Source organism: Bradyrhizobium sp. B120 (genome assembly GCF_049075665.1).
In the GTDB taxonomy this organism is placed as follows: domain Bacteria; phylum Pseudomonadota; class Alphaproteobacteria; order Rhizobiales; family Xanthobacteraceae; genus Bradyrhizobium.
This window is the reverse complement of sequence record NZ_CP185242.1, coordinates 4,526,880-4,552,035: the sequence shown is the minus strand read 5'-3', so window position 1 is coordinate 4,552,035 and position 25,156 is coordinate 4,526,880. Positions and strand designations below refer to the sequence as shown.

At 64.8% G+C, this 25,156-nt stretch carries 22 protein-coding genes; 12 read left to right on the top strand and 10 right to left on the bottom strand.

Annotated elements, in window-relative coordinates:
• Positions 1-25: 25 nt before the first annotated feature.
• The 6 genes from ACOIX3_RS20795 (at position 26) to mgtE (ending at position 8,668) form a co-directional block, all read left to right on the top strand.
• Complete coding sequence (locus ACOIX3_RS20795; RefSeq protein ID WP_420971655.1) at positions 26-2,491, top strand: ATP-binding protein; 2,466 nt, start codon at positions 26-28, stop codon at positions 2,489-2,491.
• A gap of 17 nt (positions 2,492-2,508) precedes the next feature.
• Positions 2,509-3,879 carry a sigma-54 dependent transcriptional regulator gene (locus tag ACOIX3_RS20790; RefSeq protein ID WP_342728992.1) on the top strand — a complete coding sequence of 457 codons (1,371 nt, stop codon included), beginning with the start codon at positions 2,509-2,511 and terminating at the stop codon, positions 3,877-3,879.
• A gap of 385 nt (positions 3,880-4,264) precedes the next feature.
• Positions 4,265-4,513 (top strand): RNA chaperone Hfq, encoded by a 249-nt coding sequence (hfq, locus tag ACOIX3_RS20785; protein WP_006020546.1) that lies wholly within the window; start codon positions 4,265-4,267, stop codon positions 4,511-4,513.
• 11 nt (positions 4,514-4,524) lie between these two features.
• The gene (gene hflX, locus ACOIX3_RS20780; protein ID WP_420971654.1) at positions 4,525-5,919 is read left to right on the top strand and encodes a GTPase HflX; all 1,395 of its coding nucleotides are present in this window, start codon (positions 4,525-4,527) and stop codon (positions 5,917-5,919) included.
• 44 nt (positions 5,920-5,963) lie between these two features.
• Positions 5,964-7,139, top strand: coding sequence for an FAD-dependent oxidoreductase (locus ACOIX3_RS20775; RefSeq protein ID WP_420971653.1), 1,176 nt, complete (start codon positions 5,964-5,966; stop codon positions 7,137-7,139).
• Positions 7,140-7,297: 158 nt separating this feature from the next.
• Entirely contained in the window at positions 7,298-8,668 is a 1,371-nt protein-coding gene (gene mgtE, locus ACOIX3_RS20770; protein WP_420971652.1) for a magnesium transporter, read from the top strand.
• A gap of 170 nt (positions 8,669-8,838) precedes the next feature.
• Here mgtE and mazG read toward each other — a convergent pair whose 3' ends face one another.
• Positions 8,839-9,693, bottom strand: a complete 855-nt coding sequence (gene mazG / locus ACOIX3_RS20765; protein ID WP_420971651.1) for a nucleoside triphosphate pyrophosphohydrolase — start codon at positions 9,691-9,693, stop codon at positions 8,839-8,841.
• 128 nt (positions 9,694-9,821) lie between these two features.
• Between mazG and queC the strand changes: the two genes are divergently transcribed.
• Entirely contained in the window at positions 9,822-10,541 is a 720-nt protein-coding gene (queC, locus tag ACOIX3_RS20760; protein WP_420971650.1) for a 7-cyano-7-deazaguanine synthase QueC, read from the top strand.
• Positions 10,542-10,962: 421 nt separating this feature from the next.
• Here queC and ACOIX3_RS20755 read toward each other — a convergent pair whose 3' ends face one another.
• The 3 genes from ACOIX3_RS20755 to nthA are packed head-to-tail and all read right to left on the bottom strand — an operon-like array spanning position 10,963 to position 12,625.
• Positions 10,963-11,340 carry a nitrile hydratase accessory protein gene (locus tag ACOIX3_RS20755; RefSeq protein WP_420971649.1) on the bottom strand — a complete coding sequence of 126 codons (378 nt, stop codon included), beginning with the start codon at positions 11,338-11,340 and terminating at the stop codon, positions 10,963-10,965.
• Entirely contained in the window at positions 11,340-11,999 is a 660-nt protein-coding gene (gene nthB / locus ACOIX3_RS20750) for a nitrile hydratase subunit beta (RefSeq protein WP_420971648.1), read from the bottom strand. The genes ACOIX3_RS20755 and nthB overlap by 1 nt, the downstream gene beginning before the upstream one ends.
• Entirely contained in the window at positions 11,996-12,625 is a 630-nt protein-coding gene (gene nthA / locus ACOIX3_RS20745) for a nitrile hydratase subunit alpha (RefSeq protein WP_420971647.1), read from the bottom strand. Before nthA ends, nthB begins: the two co-directional genes overlap by 4 nt.
• Before the next feature lie 74 nt (positions 12,626-12,699).
• Between nthA and ACOIX3_RS20740 the strand changes: the two genes are divergently transcribed.
• Positions 12,700-13,506 (top strand): enoyl-CoA hydratase/isomerase family protein, encoded by an 807-nt coding sequence (locus ACOIX3_RS20740; RefSeq protein ID WP_420971646.1) that lies wholly within the window; start codon positions 12,700-12,702, stop codon positions 13,504-13,506.
• A gap of 9 nt (positions 13,507-13,515) precedes the next feature.
• Here the strand turns inward: ACOIX3_RS20740 and ACOIX3_RS20735 are convergent, their stop codons facing one another.
• On the bottom strand, positions 13,516-14,763 hold the full coding sequence (locus ACOIX3_RS20735) for a DUF763 domain-containing protein (RefSeq protein ID WP_420971645.1): 1,248 nt from the start codon (positions 14,761-14,763) through the stop codon (positions 13,516-13,518).
• Between the two features lie 236 nt (positions 14,764-14,999).
• On the opposite strand from ACOIX3_RS20735, the gene ACOIX3_RS20730 reads away from it, so the two are divergent.
• The 4 genes from ACOIX3_RS20730 (at position 15,000) to ACOIX3_RS20715 (ending at position 20,971) form a co-directional block, all read left to right on the top strand.
• Positions 15,000-15,701 carry a L,D-transpeptidase gene (locus ACOIX3_RS20730; RefSeq protein ID WP_420971767.1) on the top strand — a complete coding sequence of 234 codons (702 nt, stop codon included), beginning with the start codon at positions 15,000-15,002 and terminating at the stop codon, positions 15,699-15,701.
• Between the two features lie 654 nt (positions 15,702-16,355).
• On the top strand, positions 16,356-17,375 hold the full coding sequence (locus tag ACOIX3_RS20725; RefSeq protein WP_420971644.1) for a TRAP transporter substrate-binding protein: 1,020 nt from the start codon (positions 16,356-16,358) through the stop codon (positions 17,373-17,375).
• A gap of 34 nt (positions 17,376-17,409) precedes the next feature.
• The gene (locus ACOIX3_RS20720) at positions 17,410-19,296 is read left to right on the top strand and encodes a TRAP transporter large permease subunit (RefSeq protein WP_420971643.1); all 1,887 of its coding nucleotides are present in this window, start codon (positions 17,410-17,412) and stop codon (positions 19,294-19,296) included.
• A 25-nt stretch (positions 19,297-19,321) separates the two neighbouring features.
• The gene (locus ACOIX3_RS20715) at positions 19,322-20,971 is read left to right on the top strand and encodes an acyl-CoA synthetase (RefSeq protein ID WP_420971642.1); all 1,650 of its coding nucleotides are present in this window, start codon (positions 19,322-19,324) and stop codon (positions 20,969-20,971) included.
• 161 nt (positions 20,972-21,132) lie between these two features.
• On the opposite strand, the gene ACOIX3_RS20710 is transcribed toward ACOIX3_RS20715, so the two are convergent.
• The 5 genes from ACOIX3_RS20710 to ACOIX3_RS20690 all read right to left on the bottom strand — a co-directional run bounded on the left by ACOIX3_RS20710 (position 21,133) and on the right by ACOIX3_RS20690 (position 25,153).
• Positions 21,133-21,600 (bottom strand): MarR family winged helix-turn-helix transcriptional regulator, encoded by a 468-nt coding sequence (locus tag ACOIX3_RS20710; RefSeq protein WP_420971641.1) that lies wholly within the window; start codon positions 21,598-21,600, stop codon positions 21,133-21,135.
• Positions 21,581-22,339: a nitroreductase family protein gene (locus ACOIX3_RS20705; RefSeq protein ID WP_420971640.1), complete on the bottom strand. Its 759-nt coding sequence runs from the start codon at positions 22,337-22,339 to the stop codon at positions 21,581-21,583. The genes ACOIX3_RS20710 and ACOIX3_RS20705 overlap by 20 nt, the downstream gene beginning before the upstream one ends.
• A 253-nt stretch (positions 22,340-22,592) precedes the next feature.
• Positions 22,593-23,429, bottom strand: coding sequence for an acyl-ACP--UDP-N-acetylglucosamine O-acyltransferase (gene lpxA, locus ACOIX3_RS20700; protein ID WP_420971639.1), 837 nt, complete (start codon positions 23,427-23,429; stop codon positions 22,593-22,595).
• Positions 23,430-23,558: 129 nt separating this feature from the next.
• Complete coding sequence (locus ACOIX3_RS20695; protein WP_420971638.1) at positions 23,559-24,365, bottom strand: MBL fold metallo-hydrolase; 807 nt, start codon at positions 24,363-24,365, stop codon at positions 23,559-23,561.
• On the bottom strand, positions 24,362-25,153 hold the full coding sequence (locus ACOIX3_RS20690; RefSeq protein WP_420971766.1) for a TatD family hydrolase: 792 nt from the start codon (positions 25,151-25,153) through the stop codon (positions 24,362-24,364). Before ACOIX3_RS20690 ends, ACOIX3_RS20695 begins: the two co-directional genes overlap by 4 nt.
• Between the last annotated feature and the right edge of the window lie 3 nt (positions 25,154-25,156).

Below are 25,156 nucleotides of genomic sequence, written 5' to 3'. Positions count from 1 at the left end.
GATCGCACTCAGCTCAATTGCCGGTATGACCAGCGCAGAGACCACCGCTTCAACTTTACACGCGCCCCCGGCCGAGCCCACTGCAGAGGCGCGGGGCTTTCCGCTGCGGCGCTGGCTGGCGCCGTTCGCCGTGGCGATCGCGCTGCTGTCGGCCTTCCTGACCTTCGTGGTGCTGACCGGCCTGACCCCGATCGAGCCGACCTCGGACGTCGTCCGCTCCTTCCTGATGATCAACGCCGCCACGATCCTGCTGCTGGTCGGCATCATCGTCCGGGAAGTCTGGCAGATGGTGCAGGCGAGACGGCGGGGCCGGGCGGCGGCGCGGCTGCATGTCCAGATCGTCGGCCTGTTCTCGGTGATCGCGGTGCTGCCCGCCGTGCTGGTGTCGATCGTCGCCAATGTCACCATCGAGCGCGGCCTCGACCGGCTGTTCTCGGGCCCCACCAAGCAGGTGATCCAGAACTCGCTGACGATCGCCAGCGCCTACATGCAGGAGCACGCCCAGCTGATCAACGGCGACACGCTGGCGATGGCCAACGACCTCGCCCATGCGCGGCCGCTCTACGATCAGGATCGCATGACGTTCCTGCAGCTGATGACGGCCGGCGCCGAGTCGCGCAACTTGCCGGTCGCGGTGCTGATGGACAAGGACGGCAAGATCGTCGCCAGCGCCGAAACCGGCGTTCGCTTCAACTATGAAGCGCCGCCACCCGATATCCTCAAAGACATCAACGAGACCGAGCCGAAGATCTCGGTCTTTCCCGAAAACTACGTCGCCTCGGTGGTCCGGCTGCGGGCCTATGACGACATGTTCCTGTATGTGGCGCGTCTGCTCGATCCGGCCGTCGTCGCCCAGCTCAAGCAGACCCAGACCAGTGCCGCCGAGTATGCCCAGCTCGAGACCCGCCGGCTCGGCATCCAGGTCGCGTTCGCGCTGATGTTCGCGGTGATCGCGCTGACCATCCTGATGGCTTCGGTGCTGATCGGCCTGAATTTCGCCAACGGGCTGGTGTCGCCGATCCGCCAGCTGATGGGCGCCGCGAGCGAGGTCTCGACCGGCAACCTCAATGTCCAGGTGCCGGTCCACAAATCGGCAAGCGACCTCGCGATGCTCGGCGAAATCTTCAACAAGATGACCCAGGAGCTGCGCACCCAGCGCAATGAGCTGGTCGACGCCAGCGAGACCATCGACAGCCGCCGCCGCTTCATCGAGGCGGTGCTGTCGTCGGCCAGCGCAGGGATCATCGGGGTCGACGCCTCAGGCACCATCGGCGTGCTCAACCGGTCGGCGGAGAAGCTAATCGGGCATGCCGAGTCGGAGACGCTCGGCCATCCGCTCTCGGACGTGCTGCCCGAGCTCGATGAGATGATGAAGACCGCGCGCGAGGGCACGCAGCGCCTGGTGCAGGGGCAGGTCACGATCCTGCGCGATGGCAATGAGCGCAATCTGTCGGTTCGCGTCTCGGCCGAGCAGACCAGCCAGTCGCGCGACAGCTACATCATCACGCTCGACGACATCACCGAACTGGTCTCCGCGCAGCGTACCTCGGCCTGGGGCGACGTCGCCCGCCGCATTGCCCACGAGATCAAGAATCCGCTGACCCCGATCCAGCTCTCCGCAGAGCGGATCCGCCGCAAGTTCGGCAAGACCATCACCGAGGAGAAGGACAAGTCGATCTTCGAGCAGTGCACTGACACCATCGTGCGCCAGGTCGACGACATCCGGCGCATGGTCGACGAGTTCTCGCGCTTTGCGCGGATGCCGAAGCCCGTGATGGAAGGCGAGGACGTCGCCGACGTGGTGCGTCAGGCGGTGTTCCTGATGAAGGTCGCGCATCCCGATCTCGACATCGAGGCCGACATCAAGCAGTCGCCGCTGCCGGCACAGTTCGACCGCCGGCTGATCTCGCAGGCGCTGACCAACATCATCAAGAACGCGACCGAGGCGATCGAGCAGGTTCCGCGCGAGGAGCTCGGCAAGGGCCGCATCGACGTCGTGGCGCAGCGCGAAGGCGACGACATCCTGATCGATGTCGTCGACAACGGCATCGGCCTGCCCAAGGTCGCCCGCGCGCGGCTGCTCGAGCCCTATGTTACGACGCGGGCCAAGGGCACCGGGCTTGGGCTTGCGATCGTCGGCCGCGTTCTCGAAGACCATGGCGGCCGCATCGAGCTCAAGGACGCGTCCGATTTCCGCGACGGCCAGCGCGGTGCCTGGATGCGGCTGCGCTTTTCCGTCACGGGCCAGGCGGCCAAGCCGGACAAGGAACAAAAGCCGGACGTCAAATCATCCGACCCCGTCAGCGAAAAAATTCCGCCGCAAGAGCCGACCAACGGCCCGGCACAGGCGACCAACAATGAACCAAAAATCCAAGAACCAGTCCAAGAACCAATCCAACAACCCGATCAGCAAGAACCAAATAACCAAGAGCCAAATGCACAAGAGCCAAGAAGCCAACAGCCAAGACTCAAAGCCGCGACGGGCGACTGACAACGCAGGTGTAACCCATGGCAAGTGACATTCTGATTGTCGACGACGAAGCTGACATTCGTGACCTCGTTGCGGGTATCCTGGACGATGAGGGGTTCTCCACGCGCACCGCGCGCGACAGCGATTCGGCGCTTGCCGAGATCGCCAACCGCCGCCCGAACCTGATCTTCCTCGACATCTGGCTGCAGGGCTCCAAGCTCGACGGCCTGCAGCTGCTCGAGCAGATCAAGAAGGACAATGCCGATCTGCCGGTCGTGATGATCTCCGGCCACGGCAACATCGAAACCGCCGTCGCCGCGATCAAGCGCGGTGCCTATGACTTCATCGAGAAGCCGTTCAAGTCGGACCGGCTGATCCTGGTGGCGACGCGGGCACTGGAGACCTCGCGGCTCAAGCGCGAGGTGAAGGAGCTCAAGCAGCTGGCGCCGGCGGCCAGCGTCCTGACCGGCCGCTCGGCCTGCATGAACCAGCTGCGCCAGACCATCGACCGCGCCGCCAAGGCCAACAGCCGCATCCTGATCGTCGGCCCGTCCGGCGCCGGCAAGGAGCTCGCCGCGCGCACGCTGCATCATGCCTCCGGGCGCGCCGAAGGGCCGTTCGTGGTGATCAATGCGGCCGCGATTACGCCGGAGCGCATGGAGATCGAGCTGTTCGGCATCGAGGGATCGAACGGCGAGCAGCAGCGCAAGGCCGGCGCGCTCGAGGAAGCGCATGGCGGCACGCTGTTCATCGACGAGATCGCGGACATGCCGCGCGAGACCCAGAACAAGATCCTGCGCGTGCTGGTCGATCAGACCTTCCAGCGCCAGGGCGGCACCGGCAAGGTCCATGTCGACGTCCGCATCATCTCCTCGACCGCGCGCAACCTCGAGGAGGAGATCGCGGCGGGCCGTTTCCGCGAGGATCTCTATCATCGCCTCTCGGTGGTGCCGATCCGGGTGCCGCCGCTGTCGGAGCGCCGCGAGGACATCCCCGAGCTGATCGACTATTTCATGGACCAGATCTCGGCGGCCACCGGCCTGCCGAAGCGGCAGATCGGGCAGGACGCGATGGCCGTGCTGCAATCGCATGTCTGGCCTGGCAACGTCCGCCAGCTCCGCAACAACGTCGAGCGCGTGATGATCCTGGCCGGCGGCGGACCGGAGGCGATCATCACCGCCGACATGCTGCCGCAGGACGTCGGCTCCATGGTGCCGGCGATGCCGACCTCCAACAATGGCGAGCACATCATGGGCCTGCCGCTGCGCGAGGCGCGCGAAGTGTTCGAGCGCGATTACCTGATCGCCCAGATCAGCCGCTTCTCCGGCAACATCTCGCGCACCGCGGAGTTCGTCGGCATGGAGCGCTCGGCGCTGCATCGCAAGCTGAAGGCGCTCGGGGTCGGCTAACGCTCGGGGTCGGCTGACCCCGATACGCCCAGGTCGGCAATCGCCGGCGACTTGGCGCGAAGCCTCGGCGGTCACCCGCCGGGGAAGCAGGGCCAGGTTGGGTCCGGGCGGGCGAACGAGGCGAGGGCAGGGCCGGCACAACCGGGGGATTTATCCACTCTCCACGAGAATATTCGTCTCTTTCCCTGCACTTTCTTAGAATTGCCACCGTGTTCCTACCGACTGCACCGCGAACCGGCTTGCCTAAAAACCGCGCGTAGCCTCTAATCCTACCGCTACGCCTGCCAGAGGGGGATCTCAGGGCAGGTGAGCGGCCGGAGGAGGCTCCGTCAGAGAGCCGCAACCGGTTCAATAAAAAGAAGCACAAGCCTGCGGGACAAAAACAATGGCGGCAGACCGCGCACAAAATCTACAAGACACCTTCCTTAATCACGTTCGTAAAACAAAAACGCCACTGACGATATTTCTGGTCAACGGGGTAAAGCTGCAGGGCATTGTCACATGGTTCGACAATTTCTGCTTGCTGCTGCGGCGCGACGGTCACTCGCAGCTTGTCTACAAGCATGCGATCTCGACCATCATGCCCGGCGCTCCAATTCAGCTGTTCGAAGGTGGTGAGGACGCACCGGCTTGAGAGTGAACTGATTGGAACCCTTCAATCCTGAAGGGGGCGTCGACCGGACTAAGTCTAGGCCCGGGTCGGCGGGGGACTTGAGCACCGGGCGGGTGATCGTCATCGGCCCGTACCTGCGCATGCGCCGTGGCGACGGCGATGCGCAAACGGATTCCTCTGTCCGCGACTACGAAGCGCGGATCGAGGAAGCCGCCGGTCTCGCCGGTGCGATCGACCTCACTGTGGTGGAATCCGTCGTCGCGCCGATCAGCCAAATTCGGCCCGCGACCTATCTCGGCAAGGGCAAGGTCGAGGAGATCAACGGCCTCGTCGCCGGCGACAAGGTCGAGCTCGTGGTGATGGATTGCGCGTTGTCGCCGATCCAGCAGCGTAACCTCGAGAAGGCCTGGAGCACCAAGGTGCTCGACCGCACCGGCCTGATCCTGGAAATCTTCGGCCGCCGCGCCAAGACCAAGGAAGGCGCGTTGCAGGTCGAGCTTGCCCATCTCAATTACCAGCGCAGCCGCCTGGTGCGCTCGTGGACCCATCTCGAGCGCCAGCGCGGCGGCTTCGGCTTCATGGGCGGCCCGGGCGAGACCCAGATCGAGGCCGACCGCCGCCTGATTGGCGACCGCATCACGCGGCTTGAGAACGAGCTGAAGAAAGTGCAGGCGACGCGGCGGTTGCATCGCGCCGGACGCCAGCGCGTGCCGTACCGCGTCGTTGCGCTGGTCGGCTACACCAATGCCGGTAAATCGACCCTGTTCAACCGCCTGACGCGCGCCGACGTACAGGCCGCCGACATGCTGTTTGCGACGCTCGACCCGACTTTGCGCGCGCTCAACTTGCCGCATGGCGGCAAGGCGATGCTGTCGGACACGGTCGGCTTCATCTCCAATCTGCCGACTCAGCTCGTGGCCGCGTTCCGTGCCACGCTGGAGGAGGTGCTGGAAGCCGACATCATCCTGCATGTACGCGACATCTCTCACGAGGATGCGGAGGCGCAGGAGCGTGACGTTGAGGCGGTGCTGCACCAGCTCGGCATCGATCCCGACGCCGACGGCGGCCAGCGCATTATCGAGGTCTGGAACAAGATCGACCGCTTCGATCCGGAGGAACGGGACAATCTGCGCAACATCGCCGCGCGCCGGCCGCCGGAGCGGCCGTGCTTCCTGGTCTCGGCTGTGACCGGCGAGGGGATCGAGGAGCTCCTGACCGCAATCGAGGATCGCCTCGCGGCCAAGCGCATCACGCTCAATCTTTCGATCGATGCCTCCGACGGCGCCGGCATCAGCTGGCTGCATCGCAATGCCGAGGTCCTGAACAAGGAGCTCAATGGCGAGCGCTTCGACATGACGGTGCGGGTCGACGAGACCAAGCGCGACATCGTCATGTCACGATTCGATGCTCTTCCGCACGGGACGTAACGTCCCGGAAGTCCGTGGCGGCAAGGGGGATCGAAGTGGCATCGATGTTCAACCGTCGAGCATTTCTCGGCGGCGGCCTGGCAAGCGCTGCGGTCGCAGGGATCTCAACGCGTGGCGTTGCCGACAACGCTGCTTTCGTCGACCCGCCCGCGCTCCGGCCGGTTCTTGCGCGTCCGGACCGCATGTTTCGTGTCACCGTATGTCTGCGTCCGTTCCGCGCCGCCGGTCCGCGCATCGAAGCGGAGTGGATCGACAGCAAATATGTCGTCCACAATTACGGACACGGCGGCAGCGGCTGGTCGCTGTCCTGGGGCGCCGCGCAGGAGGCGGTGCCGCTCGCCCTGCAATTGAGCGCGCGCAACATTGCGGTCCTCGGCGCCGGCGCGATCGGTCTGACGACGGCGATCACCGCCCAACGGATGGGCGCGACCGTCACGATCTACGCCAAGGAGCGTTTCCCCCAGGTGCGCTCGGCGCGTGCGACCGGGGACTGGTCGCCGGATTCGCGTATCGCGATGGAAGCAGACGTCGCACCGGACTTTGCCGACCGCTGGGAGAGGATGGCGCGCACGACCTTTGCCATCCATCAAAGCTATCTCGGCCTTGCCGGCAATCCGATCGAATGGACCGATCGCTATTTGCTCTCCGACGATGCGCCCGACGCCGACGGCCGTCCGCTCCGGCGCCAGCATGCCGCGGGCGAGGGCCAGAAGAAATTCCTCGAATTGCGCGGCCGGATCAGGTCGCTCACGCCGCGATGGGATTTGCTGGCCGCCGGATCGAATCCGTTTCCCGCGCCATACGGGTGGAAGAGCGCCTCGCTCACCTACAACGTCACGGATCTCTACCGTCAGCTCGAAGCGGAGTTTCAGCGCGCCGGCGGGCTGTTCGTGCCGATCGAGTTGCAGGCGCCGTCCGATCTTTCGAAGATCCGCGAAACCGTCATTGTCAATTGCACCGGCTACGGCGCCCGTGCGTTGTTTCGGGACGAGAGCATCGTTCCGGTGCGCGGCCAGATCGCCTGGCTCATTCCCCAGCCGGACGTCAACTACGGCGTCTTCTACCGCAACCTCAGCGTGCTCGGCCGCCGCGACGGCATCGTGGTCCAGCCGGTCGGCGAGAACGACTATTTCGGCTTCAACGACGACAACGAGACGCCGGATCTCGCCGCCGCGCGCCAGGCGGTAGACGACGCCGCGAAACTGTTCAGCCGGGCCTGATCGGCGCTCCGGCACGGCACCGCGCAATCTCCCGAATTGTGACGGCGCCGTGACGCGGCCTCACTCGACGGCGCCTGCGACGTGCCGCCGCACTTTCTGTTTGAAATCTGCGCCGCCTTGGTTCATTGCGCTGCAGGACGCAAAGCCGAGGCCGATCGATGCAGGACACCAGCGACACCATCACCCACGACACGCTCGCCGGCCAGAACGGGGACCTTGCCCATGTGCGGGCGCCCGAGATCGTCGATGCCCTCAATGCCCGGGAGCCGGCGGATGCGGCGAAGCTGCTGCAATCGCTGCCGGCCGAGAAGGCGATCGAGGTGCTCGACCTGCCCGGGCTCGACAACACCTGCGAGATCCTGGCCGAGCTGCCGAAGGACGCCGCAGTGTCGCTGCTATCAGGCGTCTCCGACGACCGCGCCGCCGACATCTTCAAGGAACTGGTCGAGCCGCTGCGCACCACGCTGCTGAACGGCCTCAATCCGGAGACCCGCAACGTCATCTCAGCGCTGCTGGCCTATCCCGAGCGCAGCGCCGGCAGCATCATGACGACCGAATTCGTCAGCGTGCCCTCGAACTGGACCATCGCCGAGGTCCTGCATCACATCCGGATGGTCGAGCGCACCCGCGAGACCGTCTACTCGATCTTCGTGATCGACCCGGTCAAGAAGACACTGATCCAGGCCGTGCCGCTGCGCCGCCTGATCTCGGCCGATCCGCACGCCAACGTGCTCACCGCGGCTCCCGCGCGGAAGCCGCTGATGATCTCGCCCGAGGCCGACCGCATGGAGGCGGCGCGGTTGATCTCGCGCTACGATCTGCTCGCGGTTGCCGTCGTCGACGGCCCCGGCCATATACTCGGCATCGTCACGGTCGACGACGTCATCGACGCCATCGTCGAGGAATCGACCGAGGACGCCCAGAAGTTCGGCGGCATGGAAGCGATCGACGAGCCTTATCTGCGGATCGGCTTCCTCGAAATGATCAAGAAGCGCGGCGGCTGGCTGTGCGCGCTGTTCCTCTCGGAAATGCTGACCGCAACCGCGATGCAGTCGTACCAGAGCGAACTCGAGAAGGCGATCGTCCTGACGCTGTTCATCCCGCTGATCATGAGCTCCGGCGGCAATTCCGGCTCCCAGGCCACCTCGCTCCTGATCCGATCGCTGGCGCTGCACGAGGTGCGGCTGCGCGACTGGTGGCGCGTCGCCATGCGCGAACTGCCGACCGGCATCGTGCTCGGCGCCATCCTGGGCTTGATCGGCATCGTCAGGATCACGCTCTGGCAGACGCTCGGCCTGTTCGACTACGGCCCGCATTGGATGCTGGTGGCCATCACCGTCGGCGCCGCGCTGGTCGGCATCGTCACCTTCGGCTCGCTGTCCGGGTCGATGCTGCCGTTCATCCTCAAGCGTATCGGGTTCGATCCGGCGAGCGCGTCCGCACCGTTCGTCGCGACGCTGGTCGACGTCACCGGCCTCGTGATCTATTTCGGCGTTGCGGCGGTCATCCTGCACGGCACGCTGCTGTGAGGTGAGGGACTGCGCATCTTGACGCGGCCGCCACACATTCGATGTCGTCCCTGCGAAAGCAGGGACCCATAACCACCGGCCATCGTTATTGCGCTCGGTCGCAGGTCCACACTAACAACTTCGCCCGCCGATGACTCGCGCGGAACTGTCATCGTCACCCGAAGGTCAGATCACGCGGTATGGGTCCCTGCTTTCGCAGGGACGACAGCGGTGGCAGCGGTCTTCGCTTCGTTCCACAGCGCGTCCATCTCTTCCAGCGTCGCGCCGTCGAGCGAACGGCCCTTCGCCGCGAGGGCCTTCTCGATATAGGCAAACCGTCGCTCGAACTTTGCATTGGTCGCGCGCAGTGCGGTTTCCGGATCGGCATCGACGTGGCGGGCGAGGTTGACCAGTGCGAACATCAGGTCGCCGGTTTCCTCCGCGATCTCCGCCCTGTCGTTGCGGTCGAGCGCGGCCTCGATCTCGTCGGCCTCCTCGCGGATCTTGGCGAGCACCGCGCGCGGGTCGTTCCAGTCGAAGCCGACGGTGGACGCCTTGCGCTGCAATTCCATCGCCCGCGTCAGGGCAGGGAGGCCGGCCTTCACGCCGGCCAGCAAGGATTTGTGCGCGGTCTCCTCCGGCGGCCGCCGCGCGGCGCGCTCGGCCTTCTCCTCGGCCTTGATGCGCTCCCAGGCGCTCTTGACGCCGGCGGGCTGGATGTTGCCGTCCTTGTCGGCAAAGACATGCGGATGACGGCGGATCATCTTCTTGGTGATCGCCTCGACCACATCTCCGAACGCAAAGGCGTTCTGCTCCTCGGCCATCCTTGCATGATAGACCACCTGCAGCAGGAGGTCGCCGAGCTCCTCGCGCAAATCCTCGAAGTCGCCGCGCGCGATCGCATCCGCGACTTCATAGGCCTCCTCGATCGTGTAGGGCGCGATGGTCTCGAAATTCTGCACGAGGTCCCATGGGCAGCCGGTCACCGGCGTGCGCAGCGCGGCCATGATCTCGATCAGGCGGGAAATGTCGCGGGAAGGGGTCATGGGCCACCGGCGTCAGGGAGGTCCTGGCTTTATGCCAAAACACCCCTCCCGATCCCAGCAAAACACGCCGGAAACACGGCACTGTCCACGGATTGGCCGCGGCGCTGTCAGGTGCTAAATCGCGTTCCATGACCGATCAGAACAAGTCCGACACCGCGCTGGTGCTGTTTTCCGGTGGCCAGGATTCCACCACCTGTCTGGCCTGGGCGTTGGACCGCTTCGCGCGCGTCGAGATGCTCGGCTTCACCTACGGCCAGCGCCACGCGATCGAGCTCGACTGCCGCGACCGCCTGCTGGACGGCATCAGGGCGCTGCGGCCGGACTGGGCAGCGAAGCTCGGCGACAGCCACACACTCGCGATCCCGACGCTGTCGGAGATATCAGACACCGCACTGACCCGCGACGTCGCCATCGAAATGGGCGCGGACGGCTTGCCGAACACCTTCGTGCCCGGCCGCAACCTGGTGTTCCTCACCTTCGCTGGCGCACTGGCCTATCGGCGCGGCATCCGCCACATCATCGGCGGCATGTGCGAGACCGACTATTCCGGCTATCCGGATTGCCGCGACGAAACCATCAAGGCGCTGCAGTCCGCGCTCAGCCTCGGCATGGCGAGGGACTTCGAGCTGCATACGCCGCTGATGTGGCTCGACAAGGCGGCGACCTGGCGGCTTGCGCACGAACTCGGCGGGGCAGGGCTGGTCGACCTGATCCGCGAGCACTCGCACACCTGTTATCTCGGCGAACGCGGTGCCCAGCACGATTGGGGTTACGGCTGCGGCGAATGCCCGGCCTGCAGCCTGCGGGCCAGGGGCTGGCGGGAGTATGTCGCGCAGGATGGCCCGTAACCGTGGGCGGATAGCCGTCCGCAGGGGCGCACTGCCAAAATATCGAAAACAACCCCATGCAAAGTAGGCGGCTGCCGGCGTTCGACACGGGCAGCTTGACACGTCGGGCAACTGAGCGATATTCTTCTATTATTCCGAAATCGTGCAAGCGCGGCTCGTACCGGGCGCCCCTGCTGGCTCTGGAATGCTGGATCGTCCGCCTACGCCTACGCGGTTGATGACACCAAGCGAGAATCATCCCAGTCGTCGTCCCTGCGAAAGCAGGGACCCATAACCACAAATGCAAATTGCTAGCGTCACTGCAACGACGAGTCCCGCCTACAACATCCGCCGCGGCGTATGGGTCCCTGCTTTCGCAGGGACGACAGCAGCAACTAGGTCCGGCCAGCTATGGCGATGTCGAAAAAAGGGCGTCTAACCGCTACCCAAAATCCTTAGCCGTCAGCACGATCGGCTGGCCGTGCGGGGTGCGGTCGGCGGCGCGGTCCCAGGCGTCGCGGTAGCGGTGCAGCGCGTCCCTCGTCGTGACGCCCTTGGCGGCCACGAGGTGCTCGAGCGTCGCCAGCCAATGCTGGTAGTAGGTCTCGCCGGTGTCGGGATCGCCGGCCGCCTGCGCGCGCTTGATCTGATCGGCTAGCGCCGCGGCCCATTCGGGCCAGGTGAACACACCGCGGTCATGCAGCGTCAACGCCATGGCGAAGGCCTGCGCCTCCCACGGCGCGCGGAACACCGGGCCGTCCTGATCGCGGGGAATGCTGGACACGGCGCTGGTCGCGCGTGCGGCGGCGCCGGCATCCATCAGACCGCCTCCAGATACGGCTCGAATGCGTCGATCGAGACCTTGATGGTCGGATCGGAGTCCGGTCCCCACAGTTCGTGTCCATCGAACACGACGGTGTACAGCCATTGCGGATGCTCGCCGGCATCGTTGGCCGCCGTATCGGGAAACACGTGACAACCATGATCCCGCTCGACCACCCCGACATGACCGCGCACGTAGCGCGGCAGCCGCGTGTGGGTGGCGGGATGGATGTTCTTCGCCCGCACCCGATCGCCGGCCTTGAATTTCGCCGGCGCCGGTGCCGCGCGGCCGAACTTGCCGCGCACCATGATGCGCTCGACATCGGGGATCGAGAATTTGCCGTGCTTGAGCGATTTCGCCGGCGCGACGGAATGTCCAGCCGCGACGTCGTCCTTGGAGATATAGCCCTTGTCGAGCAGCAGGGCTTCCAGCCCGAGCAGCCATTTCCTGTAATAGGAGCTCGACAGATAGACCTGCGGCGGCAGGGTCTCGCGATAGAAGCGCGACGCGTCGATGTTGAAGGCGCCGGCCGCGCCCATCGCGCGGACCATGGCGAGCACCCGCGATTCCCATTCCTGATGGAACATCGGCTCGTTCGGCTCGGGCTCGACCTTGCCGAACCCGTCCATGCCGCCCATGTCGTGGACGCCGTTCACGACGGTGCTCCCGGGGTTTTCGGGAAGCCGGTGCCGATCATGGAATCGCGCGTCACGAGGTCGGCGAGCTGGTCTTCGCTCCAGCCTTCAGTGCCTGCGGGCCGCATCGGCAGCACCAGGAAGCGTGTTTCGGCCGTCGAGTCCCAGACCCGGATTTCCGTCTCCTTCGGCAGGCTGACGCCAAAATCGGCGAGCACGCCGCGCGGATCCTTGACCGCGCGCGAGCGATACGGCGAGGCCTTGTACCAGACCGGCGGCAGGCCGAGCATTTCCCAGGGGTAACAGGAGCAGAGTGTGCAGACGACCATGTTGTGGCGGCCAGGCGTGTTCTCGATCGCGACCAGATGGTCGCCGACCCGGCTGACATGGCCGAGGGTGCCGACCGCCTTGCTGGCGTCCTCGAGCAACGCCTTCTTGAAGGCTGGATCGGTCCAGGCCTTGGCGACGACCCTGGCGCCGTTGTGCGGGCCGATCTTGGTCTCATAGGCCTGCACGATGGCGTCGAGCGCGGCAGCCTCGACGTAGCCCTTTTCGGTCAGGATCGATTCCAGCGCGCGGACGCGCAGTTCGGTCTCCGACAGTTCGGAATGGTCGTGATCGTGGTGGTGATGATCATGTTCGCTCATGCCTACAGAATAGGCGAAATCGCCGTGCTATGTCGAGGCAAGCCGTACACAACAATGCGAGCTGGGAGGTATGCGTGGCTGACGATGTGACGATCGAGAAAGGCCTCGGGCCGGAGGGCCGCATCGCCGTGGTGCGGTTCGACCGCGGTGACGGTATCAACGCGCTGTCGCCGGAGGCACTGCGGCAATTGACCGATGCGGCGCGCAGCTTCGAGGACGATGGCGAGACCTCGGTGGTGGTGCTGACCGGCGGCGCCAAATCGTTCAGCGCCGGCTTCGACCTCAAGGATGCCGAAGGGCGCTCGCGCCAGACCATGGATATGGGCACGCTGCGCCGTCACCTGAAGCTCGGGCCGCGGCTGACGCGCGCCTGGCAGGAGATGGAGCAGGTCACGATCGGCGCGATCGAGGGCTTTTGCGTCGGCGGCGGCGTGGCGCTCGCGGTCGCGTTGGATTTCCGGGTGATGGCGCGCGATGCGCATCTGCGCGTGCCGGAGATCGCGCTCGGCATGAACATGAGCTGGCAGAGCGTGCCGCGCATGCTGCACCTGATGGGCCCGGCGCGCACCAAGCAGGCCGTGATCCTGGCCGACGACCGGATCTCGGCCGATGAGGCCTACGAATGGGGTCTGGTGGAGCAGGTCACTGATCCCGGTAAATCGTATGACGCTGCGATGGCGCTCGCCGCCAAGGTCGCCGCCCAGCCGCCGATTTCGGTGGCGATGACCAAACTGACGGTCAACCGCCTGGCGCATGCGCTCGACGATCTCGCCAGCCACATGGATCTCGACCAGTTCGCACTGGCGAGCCTGACCGACGATCACAAGGAAGGCGTCGCAGCCTTCCTCGGACGGCGCAAGCCGCGCTTCAGGGGACGCTGACAGGCGCGCCTAGCGTTTGGTGATGCGGTCGCGGGCGGCGAGGTCGGCCTCCCAGCCGAACACCGAGCGGCCGTCGAGGTCAGGCGAACGCGCGCGCTCGTTGGCGACGTAAGCATCGAAGGACGGGCCGGTTGCGGTCAGCTCGAGCCTGCGGGCCTGGTCGTCCAGCCGCTTCAGCGCCTGCAGCTCCTCGTCGCGGCCGAGCTTGGCCTGCCGTACCGCCGATTTCAGCACGCCGATGGTCTCGTCATAGACCTTGATCGGCACCGGAAACGGATGGCGGTCCTTGCCGCCATGCGCGAGCGAGAAGCGCGCCGGATCGCGGAAGCGGTACGGCGTGCCGTGGACGACCTCCGCGACCATGGCGAGCGACTCCACGGTGCGGGCGCCGACGCCGGGCGTCAGCAGCAGCTCGGGGAAGTCCAGCGGCCCGCGCTCCGCGGCTGCGGCGAGGGTGCCGTGCAGGCGGCGGATGAAGACATCGCTCGAGCGCACATCGTGATGCGCGGGCATGATCAGGTGCAAGAGATCGCCCTGCGCCGCCACCTTCTCGGTCAGCTCGGCATATTCATGCGCGATGCCATCGGGACCGAGCGCGGCGAGCAGATCGAGCTGGGCCTGGCGCGAGGCGTCGGCGCGGTGATCGGTGAGATTGACGATCTCGCCCTGCGCTGGACCGTCGATCGCGCTGTGCGGCTCGTCGACGAAGCTGCGCAGTCCCTCGGAATGCCAGTGGTAGCGTCGCGCCTGCCGCTTGTGATCGTTCATGCCTTGCTGGACCACGGTCCATTTGCCGTCCGTGGTGACGAAGAAGCCGTGCAGATAGAGCTCGAAACCGTCCTGGACCGCGGCGCTGTCGACCTTGGCGACCAGACGGCTGGCGCGGGTGAGGGCGACGCCGTCGACGCCGGTCCGCTCGCCCAGCGCCGACAATTCGTCCGGTGTGCGCCGCGAATGCTTGCCGCGGCCGCCGCAGACATAAATGCCGAGCTCGTCCTGCATCGGGCCAAGCCCGCGCTTGAGCGCGCCGATCACACTGGTGGTGATGCCCGACGAATGCCAGTCCATGCCCATCACGGCGCCGAACGACTGGAACCAGAACGGGTGCGAGAGCCGCTGCAGGAACGCGTCACGACCGTAATGATGGACCACGGCCTGCGTGATGATCGCGCCCAGCGTCGCCATGCGCTCCGCCAGCCACGGCGGCACGCGGCCACCATGGAGCGGAAGATCAGCGCTGCCGGTACGTCGGGCCATCGGTCTCCAAGCCTCGAACTGGTGTCGTCGAGTCGGGGGCAGACTATCAGGCAAAGCCTTCGGGGGTTGTTGAATCCCCGCATAAGACCGACCCACAGAACGGAATTCCTTAGCCTTTTCTTGAAAGTTTCCCTTCATAAAAAAGCGCGAAATCCTCCATAGGAGTGTCGCAGCGGGGTGGTTCCCCGACATAAGATTTGTCGCGCCGTCTGGAAAAGCTCGGAAAGCCCGAAATCATGATCACGGACCGTGGAATTGCCGGCGCGATGGGCAAGGGCGCTCTGTCTGGGCCTCGTTCGTCGCGTCTCAACCGCCGGGCGTTTCTATTCGGCTCCGCTGCGGGTCTTGCCGCACTGGGCCTGGCCGGTTGCGCATCCGACTACATGAGCCTGGCCGAGGCTGAGAAAGTCTACGGGCCCGTGCCCGACGAGAAATTCCCGATCCCTGGGGTCGATGTTAGCAAGGTCAAACCGCAATATTTTCGCAAGACAGTGCGCTACGACAGCGACGAGGCGCCCGGCACGATCATCATCGATCCCAGCAAGTACTATGTTTACCGCATCGAAGGTGAGGGCAACGCGACCCGCTATGGCGCCAATGTCGGCCGCGATGGATTCCGCTGGAGCGGAGAGGCTTATGTCGGGCGCAAAGCCGAATGGCCTACCTGGACGCCACCCAAGGAGATGATCGCGCGCCAGCCGGAGGCGGGCAAATATGCTCGCGGCATGCCGGGAGGTCTCGACAATCCACTCGGCGCCCGCGTGCTCTACCTCTATCAAAACGGGACGTACACGCTTTACACGATCTATAGCACCAGCGACCCCGAAACCATCGGGAACGGCATTACGAGCGGCTGTACCGGCCTCCTCAGTCAGGACATGATCGACCTCTATTCGCGAACGCCGCTCAAAACGAAGGTGATCGTGCTCCCGGCCTAGGCAACGGCAGGCCGAGGATGCGCTCGCATCGGAGCAGGCGGCTGTTCGCGCAGATGCCTGGTGAAGGCCTTCCGCGGGTCTTTCGATTACGCCGCTTTCGCCATCTTCGGCAGCGTCTTCACCTGCGGCTATGACCGACACCGGCGTGTCGCAGACGTCGCAAGGATATCGCCCAACTCCGTAGTCAGCCGGACATACCACGAGCGACCTTAGGGATCGCAGAGCCGATGATCGCTGCGCCCGAACGCGACGGTCTTATGGGATGCGTTGCGACGGCCCTATGGGATGAAATGCGAACCGTATAGGGGAAGCCACAGCTGGGCCGCCAAACCGGATCGGCTTCCATATCCGTAATTCGCATAAGGTATATTATGGAATATTTATATCTACAATTAGATCAGATATTTAGTGGGAAATCTTCGCACCAATCCGCAGCTTGGCGTCTGTCGAGGCTTGTCCCGGTCGTTGCTCCGGCTCGTCCAGACACCACAGCGATCCACGCCCTCGCGTCTCCTCAGAAAGCCGATATTGCCGCGGCGTACGGACGCTGCAATAAGCGCCAGCTGTGCAGAGATCGCTGGTGACCCCACGGCATCAGGTCCGTATAGGATGGCATCTCAGAACAACAACAAGCCTCTCGAGGGAGCAAACCCAATGAGCTTTTCACGACGCACGCTGCTGAAGGTTTCCGCCGCTTCCGCCGTCCTGGGCGGAATTGGCGCGCCGTATGTCGCGCGCGCCCAGTCGGCCGAGTTCTCCTACAAGTTCGCCAACAACCTGCCGGAGTCGCATCCGTTCGTGGCGCGCGCCCGGGAGATGGCCGCGGCGATCAAGACCGAGACCAACGGCCGGTTTGACCTCCAGGTGTTCCCGAACAGCCAGCTTGGCTCCGATACGGACATGCTGAGCCAGGTGCGCTCCGGCGGCGTCGAGTTCTTCACGCTGTCCGGCCTGATCCTGGCGACCCTGGTGCCCGCAGCCTCGATCAACGGCATCGGCTTCGCATTCCCGGACTATCCCACGGTCTGGAAGGCCATGGATGGCGATCTGGGCGCCTATGTGCGCGGCGAGATCAACAAGGCCGGCCTCGAGGTCATGGACAAGATCTGGGACAACGGCTTCCGCCAGACCACGTCGTCGACCAAGCCGATCAACGGTCCGGACGATCTCAAGGGCTTCAAGATCCGCGTGCCGGTGTCGCCGCTGTGGACCTCGATGTTCAAGGCGTTCGATGCATCGCCCGCCTCGATCAATTTCAGCGAGGTTTATTCGGCGCTGCAGACCAAGATCGTCGAAGGCCAGGAAAACCCGCTGGCGCTGATCTCGGCCGCGAAGCTGTACGAGGTGCAGAAGTACTGCTCGATGACCAACCACATGTGGGACGGCTTCTGGTTCCTGATGAACCGCCGGGCCTGGGCGGCGCTGCCGGACGATATCAAGACCATCGTCGCCAAGAACGTCAACGCGGCGGCCGTCAAGGAGCGCGAGGACACCGAGAAGCTTAACGCCACCGTGAAGCAGGAGCTCACCGGCAAGGGCCTCGTGTTCAACCAGCCTGAGGTCGGACCGTTCCGCGACAAGCTCCGCGCCGCCGGCTTCTACGCCGAGTGGAAGGGCAAGTACGGCGAGAAGGCCTGGGATCTGCTCGAGAAGTCCGTCGGCAAACTGTCCTGATCGATCACGCGGGAGGCTTGCCAGGAGGAATGCCATGGCTCATGTCGAGATGACGCCGGCCGTGGCCGGCGAGGCGGCGTCACAGCCCCCTCGCCGCCGCTCTGTTCTCGGTTCCATCGACGCTGCGCTCGGATGGCTGGTTGAAATCCCGGCGGCGATCCTTGTCGTCGCCGAGGTCGTGATCCTGTTCGCCGGCGTGGTGTCGCGTTACGTGCTGCATGCGCCGCTGATCTGGTCCGACGAGCTGGCGTCGATCCTGTTCCTGTGGCTTGCGATGCTGGGTTCGGCGGTGGCGTTCCGCCGCGGCGAGCACATGCGGATGACGGCGCTGGTCGCGAGCGCCGGGCCGAGGCTGTGGGGTTATCTGGACGTGGTCGCGACCTGCGCGGCGCTGGCGTTCCTGATCCTGATCGTGCGGCCGGCCTATGAATACGCCTACGAAGAGAGCTTCATCACGACGCCGGCGCTGCAGATCTCCAACACCTGGCGCGCGGCGGCGCTGCCGGTCGGTATCTGCCTGATGGGGCTATTTGCGCTGCTGCGGCTGGCGCGGGTCGGCGATTTCAAGACCTTCCTGCTGGCGGCGCTGACGGTGGTCGCGCTGATCGGCGTGTTCTGGCTGGCGCAGCCGATGCTGCGGCCGCTCGGCAACCTCAACCTGATCATCTTCTTCGTCGGCGTGGTCGGCTTCTGCGTGTTCGCCGGCGTGCCGATCGGCTTTGCCTTCGGCATGGCGATCTTCGGCTATCTCGCGCTGACCACGCGGACGCCGCTGATGGTGCTGGTCGGCCGGATGGACGAGGGCATGAGCCATTTGATCCTGCTCTCGGTGCCGCTGTTCGTGTTCCTCGGCCTGTTGATCGAGATGACCGGCATGGCCCGCGCGATGGTCGCGTTCCTGGCGAGCCTGCTCGGGCATGTCCGCGGTGGCCTGCATTACGTGCTGGTCGGCGCCATGTACCTGGTGTCGGGCATCTCCGGATCGAAGGCCGCCGACATGGCCGCCGTCGCACCCGTGCTGTTCCCGGAAATGAAGGAGCGCGGCGCCAAGCCGGGCGATCTGGTCGCCCTGCTCGCCGCCACCGGCGCGCAGACCGAAACCATTCCGCCGAGCCTCGTGCTGATCACGATCGGCTCGGTCACCGGCGTCTCGATCTCGGCGCTGTTCACCGGCGGCCTGTTGCCGGGCGTCGTGCTGGCAATCACGCTGTCGGGACTGGTGTGGTGGCGCTACCGCGGCGAGAATTTGAGCCACGTGCAGCGCGCCACCGGAAGCGAGATCGGCAAGGCGCTGGTGTTCGCCCTGCCCGCATTGGCCCTGCCCTTCGTGATCCGCTACGCCGTGGTCGAGGGTATCGCCACGGCCACTGAGGTCTCGACGATCGGCATCGTCTACGCCTTCGTCATCGGCCTGTTGATCTACCGCAAGTTCAACTGGCGGCGGCTGATGCCGATGCTGATCGATACGGCGTGCCTGTCGGGTGCGATCCTCTTCATCATCGGCACCGCGACCGGCATGGCCTGGGGCCTGACCCAGTCCGGCTTCTCGCGGGCGCTGGCGGCGTCGATGACCGGGCTGCCGGGCGGTTCGGCGACCTTCATCGCGGTCTCGATCTTGGCCTTCGTGATCCTCGGCAGCGTGCTCGAGGGCATTCCGGCGATCGTGCTGTTCGGGCCGCTGCTGTTTCCGATCGCGCGCCAGGTCGGCGTCCACGAGGTGCACTACGCCATGATCATCATCCTGGCGATGGGCATCGGATTGTTCGCGCCGCCGTTCGGCGTCGGCTATTATGCCGCCTGCGCCATTGGGCGCGTCGATCCGGCCGAGGGTATCCGGCCGATCTGGGGCTACATGCTGGCGTTGTTGATCGGCCTGATCATTGTCGCCATCTTCCCCTGGATATCGATCGGTTTCCTTTAAGGCAGCTTGCGGATGGGATAGAGCCATGAGTGCAGCTCAAAACCAGTACTCGATCGGGCTCGACAAGACGCCCGCCAACTACGTGCCGCTGACGCCGCTGAGCTTCCTGGCGCGCTCGGCCGCGGTCTATCCCGACCATGTCAGCGCGGTCTATGAGGGCCGCAGCTTCACCTGGAAACAGACCTTTGAGCGCTGCAAGCGCTTTGCGTCCTATCTTGCAGGCCGCGGCATCGGCCATGGCGACACGGTCGCGGCGATGCTGCCGAACATCCCCGCGATGAACGAGCTGCACTTCGCGGTGCCGATGACCGGCGCGGTGCTGAATGCGCTCAACATCCGCCTCGATGCGGAATCGATCGCGTTCCAGCTCGATCATGGCGGCGCGAAGATCGTCCTCGTCGATCCCGAATTCTCCGGCGTGATCGCGGAAGCCCTGACCCTGATGAAGGGCGCAAAGCCGTTCGTGATCGACGTCGATGATGCCGCCTTCAGTGGGGGCAAGCGGATCGGCGAAATCGAGTATGAGGCGGCGGTCGCCTCCGGCGATCCCGCATTCGCCGAGCGGCCGCCGGCCGACGAATGGGATGCGATCGCGCTGAGCTATACGTCGGGCACGACAGGCAATCCGAAGGGCGTGGTGACCCATCACCGCGGCGCCTATCTCAACGCCGTCAGCAACATCCTCGCCGGCAATCTCGGCCAGCATCCGGTCTATCTCTGGACGCTGCCGATGTTTCACTGCAACGGCTGGTGCTTCCCCTGGACGATCGCAGCGACCGCCGGCGTCAATGTCTGCCTGCGCAAGGTCGATCCCGCAAAGATCTTCGAGCTGATCCCGAAACACGGCGTCACCCACATGTGCGGCGCGCCGATTGTCTACAACACGTTGATCAATGCGCCCGATGCGCCGAAGGCCGGCAAGACGAAGCCCGTCGTCGGCCTGATCGCAGGTGCGGCGCCGCCGGTTGCGGTGCTCGAAGGCGCCGAGCGTATCGGCATCAAGCTGACCCATGTCTATGGGCTGACCGAAGTCTACGGCCCCGCCTCGGTCTGCGCCGAGCAGCCGGGCTGGGACGAGTTGTCCGCCGATGCTCGCGCGCAGCTGAAGCGGCGTCAGGGCGTGGCCTACCCGCTGCAGGAAGACGTTACCGTGCTCGATCCCGAGACCATGCGCGAAGTGCCGCGCGACGGCGAGACCATCGGCGAAGTCATGTTCCGCGGCAACATCGTGATGAAGGGCTACCTGAAGAACGAGAAGGCGACGCAGGAAGCCTTTGCCGGCGGCTGGCTTCACACCGGCGATCTCGGCGTGCTCGACGAGCACGGCTACGTCATCATCAAGGACCGCTCCAAGGACATCATCATCTCCGGCGGCGAAAACGTGTCGTCCGTCGAGGTCGAAGACATTCTCTACAAGCATCCGGCGGTGCTGTTCGCAGCGGTGGTTGCAAAACCCGATCCGAAATGGGGCGAAGTGCCCTGCGCCTTCCTCGAGCTGAAGGACGGTGCCAAGGCGACCGAGGCTGAGATCATCGCCTATTGCCGCGAGCACATGCCGGGCTTCAAGACGCCGAAGTCAGTGGTGTTCGGCGTGATCCCGAAGACCTCTACGGGCAAGATCCAGAAATTCCTGCTGCGCAACCAGGTCGGATCGGCCAAGGCGATTTCCGCCTGACAGCCCCACATACCCTCTGTCGTCCCTGCGAAAGCAGGGACCCATAACCACAGGGGATCGTTGTTGAAGTAAGTTGTCGCTCCAGCGTTGCAGCCCAACTGGCATTCGTGGTTATGGGTCCCGGGTCAAGCCCGGGACGACAGCGTGTGTGTGGCGCTGGCTCAGCCATCGGCCAGACGGCCGAGCAGCTCGTACAGCACCCGTTTCTGGTCGGCCTTGAGCGGCGCGAGCGTCGTCGCGGTGCATTCGATCTCGATCGGGATCAGCTGCTCGACCAGCGCCACGCCGGCTGTGGTCAGATCGATCAGGATCAGCCGCTTGTCGGTCGCATCGCGCCGGGTCGCAACCAGCCGCCGCTTCTTCAGCCGCAGCACGACGTCGCGGATATTGGCCGGCTCCATCGCAACCAGCCGGCCGAGCAGGTTCTGCGACAGCGCCCCTCGCTCATAGAGCCGAGCCAAAGTCGCATATTGCGGGGCTGTCAGGTCGTAGGACCCGATCCGCTCGACCAGGTTGGACGAGGCGCGCTGATACGCCCGGCGCAGCAGGAAACCGACCTGGTCCTCCAGCCGGTAGTCCGACGCAACGCGCCTGACCGGCGCCGCTGCTTTAGTCGACGTTCTCGGCATCGCGGTACATCACCTTGTGGCGCGTGGTCGAAACCCATTCGTCGATCTGGGCTTCGGTCATGAAGTGCTGATCATCGAACCTGTTCCAGTTGCTGATGTCAGCCAGGCTCTTCTTCCAGCGCTTGTACGGCGGTTTGGCCGGCGGACCGAAGCACATGATGTCGAGCACGGATAGTTCGTCGGGGATGCCGAGCAGCGGCTTCATCGCCTGCTGGGCCTTCTCCTGCCCGATCGCGGTCACCCACCAGACGTTATAGCCGAGCGCGGCTGCCGCCAGATGCGCCGACATCGTCGCCGCCGCCACGCTCTGCAGCAGGATGCGCTCGGCATTCTCCTTGTACATCTTGTCGAGCTCGGAGCCGTCGTTGAGCACGGGAAACGCCTTGACCCAGCGGAAGTCGCTGGCGACGACGATGAAGCCGGGGGCCGACGCGAGGCCGCGATAGTCGGGCGTCGGAAACTTCATCTTGAGCCGGGCGCGTGCGACCTGCTCCTCGCGGAAATACTCCGTGATGCTGTTCTTCAGGTCCTGATCGGTGACCGCAATGAAGTGCCAGGGCTGGGCATTCGCGCCCGACGGCGCGTGCCGCGCGGCCTCCAGGATCATGTCGTAATGCTCTGCCGGCATCACGTAACTGGAGTCGAACGCCCGGGTCGTCAGCCGGTTCTTCACGACGTCCATCAGCGCGTCATATCGCGTGCGGTCAGTGTAATCGCGCGCTGCCACAACTTCAGTCATCTGCTCCTCCCGGGCTATCGTTATGATCATAACGATATGCCTTTTGCGTGAAAGGTCAAGGCAGGACCGTTGGCGATTTTGCGCAACCGCCGCTGCCCGCCGGGCGGCGGGTTCATAGCGGTGGTCGCGGTAAGCTCAGTCCGAAATGGGGGAAGTCCTCTGCGCCGTTATCGAACAGAGGAAAGGCGCGCGGGTCACGGAGCCCGCGCGATCCCGAAGACATCGGCAGAAATATCCGGAAGTTTCTGCGGTGCTATCGGCCCGGTTCAGCGAAAGGGCTTCGGCGTGCGGCAATCATATGATCGTCGTTCGCCGGCAGACACAGCGAGCGATGCCTCACCGCGTCGATGAAGGTTAGAATTTCGGCAATCGCGGGATCCGCGGCCGCCAGTTGCCTGACCTCGTGCAGACGCGCGGCAAACATACCAGGGCCGCGAAAGAGTTTCTGATAGAACGCGCGGATCACCGCGAGGCGTTCGCGGCTAAATTCGCGGCGTCGCATGCCAACGAAGTTGAGCCCGGCGAGACCCGCGTATTGGCCGCTTGCAAGGCCAAACGGGATTACGTCGCCACGTACGCAACTTGTGGCCCCGATCATCGCCTGCGCCCCGATTCGAACGAATTGATGGGCGGATGACAGGCCTCCCATGAAGACGAAATTTCCGATCTCGCAATGGCCGCCCAGCGTCGCTGACGTGGCGAAGATGACGTCGTTCCCGACCACGCAGTCATGACCGACATGGCTGCAATTCATGAAATAGCCGCGATCGCCGACGCGGGTAACACCGCCCCCCGCGACGGTTCCGGCATTCATGGTGACGTGCTCGCGGATCGTGCAATCCTGGCCGATCTGAAGTTTGGTCAGTTCGCCGCGATAGCTCAGGGCTTGCGGGGGCGTGCCGAGCGAGACGAACGGATAGATCGTGCAGCCGCCACCGATCGTGGTCTCCGCGGTCATGTGGACGTGCGCGATCAGCTTGCAGTTTGCGCCGATGATGACGCGGGAACCAACAACGCAATAAGGACCAATCGACGTGCCGGCGCCGATTACCGCCCCATCCTCAATCCGCGCAGTGGGATCGATGAGCATATAGTTCCCTCAAAAATGGATTATTCGCGAGCTGCAGCAGAGTGCAAGCTCACGCAGAGCGCAAGCTCAAATGCGGTCCGCCGCGTGTGACCTGTCGGATTTATTTGCCGCGCGGCGCGACGGCTTGCTTCAGCCTGCCCGATCGAGCGTCAGGCGCATGCCGTCATAGGCCGGGATCACGCCGGCCGGCAGGCTCTGCCGCAGCACCTCGTAGTCGAGGTCGGAATGCATGTTGGTGATGACCGCGCGCTTCGGCTTGAAGCGCTCGATCCACGACAGCGCGTCGGCAACGCTGAAATGGCTGGGATGCGGCGCATAGCGCAGGCCGTCGACGATCCAGAGATCGAGACCTTCCAGCGCCGGCCAACTCGCCTCGGGAATGTCGTGCAGATCGGGCGTGTAGGCGGCATCGCCGATGCGGTAGCCGAGCGCGGGAATCTGGCCATGCTGCACCAGGAAGGCCTCGAGCTTCAGCGGACCGCCCTTCCCCTGGACCGTGTGGCTCTCGCCCGCCTCGATCGAATGCCGGGTCAGGATCGGCGGATAGTCGCTGCCTTCCGGTGAGATGAAGCAGTAGGAGAACCGCGCCATGATGTCCTTGGCGGTCGACTGGTTGAAGTAGACCGGGATGCGGCGGCGCTGATGCAGCACCACCGAGCGCAGATCGTCGATGCCGTGGGTCTGGTCGGCATGCTCATGCGTCAGGAACACCGCGTCGATGTGCTCGACATTGCCGTCGATCAGCTGCTCACGCAGGTCGGGCGAGGTATCGATGACGACCCGCGTGGTGCCGTGCTCCATGGTGCGCTCGGCCATGATCGAGCAGCGGCGGCGGCGATTCCTGGGATTGTTGGGATCGCAGGCGCCCCAGCCAAGCGCCGGACGCGGCACGCCGGCGGATGAGCCGCAGCCCAGAATGGTCAGTGTCAGCGTCATGCAGCAACCTTCGGCGCCGGCACCTTGGAGAACAGCCGGAAGAAGTTTTCGGTGGTCTGCCGCGAGATCTCCTCGAGCGAGACGCCGCGCGTCTCGGCGAGCACCTTGGCGACCTCGACGACGTAGGACGGCTCGTTGCGCTTGCCGCGGAATTTTCCGGGCGCAAGATACGGCGCGTCGGTCTCGACCATGATGCGGTCGGCCGGCAGCTCGGCGGCCAGCGCGCGCAGGGTGTCCGACTTCTTGAAGGTCAGGATGCCCGTGAACGAGATCGATAGCCCAAGCCCAATCGCTTTCATCGCGAGCTCGCGGCCGCCGGTGTAGCAGTGCAGCACGGCCTTGAACGTCCCCTTCGCGATTTCATCCTCCAGGATGCGCCCGCAGTCCTCGTCGGCCTCCCTGGTGTGAATGACGAGCGGCAGCCCGGTTGCGCGGGCCGCGGCGATATGCGCGCGAAAGCCGCGTTCCTGGGCCTCGCGCGAACCATGCTCATAGAAATAGTCGAGCCCCGCCTCGCCGAGCGCCACGACTTTCGGATGCTTGGTCAGCTCGATCAGTTCGCTGGCCGGGATGCCGTCCTCTTCGTCGGCATGATGCGGATGGGTGCCGACTGAGCAGTAGACGTCGGGAAAGCGCTCCGTGATCGCAAGCAGGCCGCCTAGCCGCCTCACCCGGGTCGAGATCGTGACAATGCGGCCGATGCCGGCCGCTTCCGCGCGCCCGACGATCCCGTCGAGATCGTCGGCGAAATCAGGAAAGTCCAGATGGCAGTGACTGTCGACCAGCATGAA

Excerpts from the sequence above, each read along its gene's own strand:
- ACOIX3_RS20795 (WP_420971655.1), top strand. The coding sequence starts at position 26 with ATGACCAGCGCAGAGACCACCGCTTCAACTTTACACGCGCCCCCGGCC.
- ACOIX3_RS20790 (WP_342728992.1), top strand. The coding sequence starts at position 2,509 with ATGGCAAGTGACATTCTGATTGTCGACGACGAAGCTGACATTCGTGAC.
- hfq (WP_006020546.1), top strand. The coding sequence starts at position 4,265 with ATGGCGGCAGACCGCGCACAAAATCTACAAGACACCTTCCTTAATCAC.
- ACOIX3_RS20775 (WP_420971653.1), top strand. The coding sequence starts at position 5,964 with ATGTTCAACCGTCGAGCATTTCTCGGCGGCGGCCTGGCAAGCGCTGCG.
- mgtE (WP_420971652.1), top strand. The coding sequence starts at position 7,298 with ATGCAGGACACCAGCGACACCATCACCCACGACACGCTCGCCGGCCAG.
- mazG (WP_420971651.1), bottom strand. The coding sequence starts at position 9,693 with ATGACCCCTTCCCGCGACATTTCCCGCCTGATCGAGATCATGGCCGCG.
- queC (WP_420971650.1), top strand. The coding sequence starts at position 9,822 with ATGACCGATCAGAACAAGTCCGACACCGCGCTGGTGCTGTTTTCCGGT.
- ACOIX3_RS20755 (WP_420971649.1), bottom strand. The coding sequence starts at position 11,340 with ATGGATGCCGGCGCCGCCGCACGCGCGACCAGCGCCGTGTCCAGCATT.
- nthA (WP_420971647.1), bottom strand. The coding sequence starts at position 12,625 with ATGAGCGAACATGATCATCACCACCACGATCACGACCATTCCGAACTG.
- ACOIX3_RS20735 (WP_420971645.1), bottom strand. The coding sequence starts at position 14,763 with ATGGCCCGACGTACCGGCAGCGCTGATCTTCCGCTCCATGGTGGCCGC.
- ACOIX3_RS20730 (WP_420971767.1), top strand. The coding sequence starts at position 15,000 with ATGATCACGGACCGTGGAATTGCCGGCGCGATGGGCAAGGGCGCTCTG.
- ACOIX3_RS20725 (WP_420971644.1), top strand. The coding sequence starts at position 16,356 with ATGAGCTTTTCACGACGCACGCTGCTGAAGGTTTCCGCCGCTTCCGCC.
- ACOIX3_RS20720 (WP_420971643.1), top strand. The coding sequence starts at position 17,410 with ATGGCTCATGTCGAGATGACGCCGGCCGTGGCCGGCGAGGCGGCGTCA.
- ACOIX3_RS20715 (WP_420971642.1), top strand. The coding sequence starts at position 19,322 with ATGAGTGCAGCTCAAAACCAGTACTCGATCGGGCTCGACAAGACGCCC.
- ACOIX3_RS20710 (WP_420971641.1), bottom strand. The coding sequence starts at position 21,600 with ATGCCGAGAACGTCGACTAAAGCAGCGGCGCCGGTCAGGCGCGTTGCG.
- ACOIX3_RS20705 (WP_420971640.1), bottom strand. The coding sequence starts at position 22,339 with ATGACTGAAGTTGTGGCAGCGCGCGATTACACTGACCGCACGCGATAT.
- lpxA (WP_420971639.1), bottom strand. The coding sequence starts at position 23,429 with ATGCTCATCGATCCCACTGCGCGGATTGAGGATGGGGCGGTAATCGGC.
- ACOIX3_RS20695 (WP_420971638.1), bottom strand. The coding sequence starts at position 24,365 with ATGACGCTGACACTGACCATTCTGGGCTGCGGCTCATCCGCCGGCGTG.
- ACOIX3_RS20690 (WP_420971766.1), bottom strand. The coding sequence starts at position 25,153 with ATGCTGGTCGACAGTCACTGCCATCTGGACTTTCCTGATTTCGCCGAC.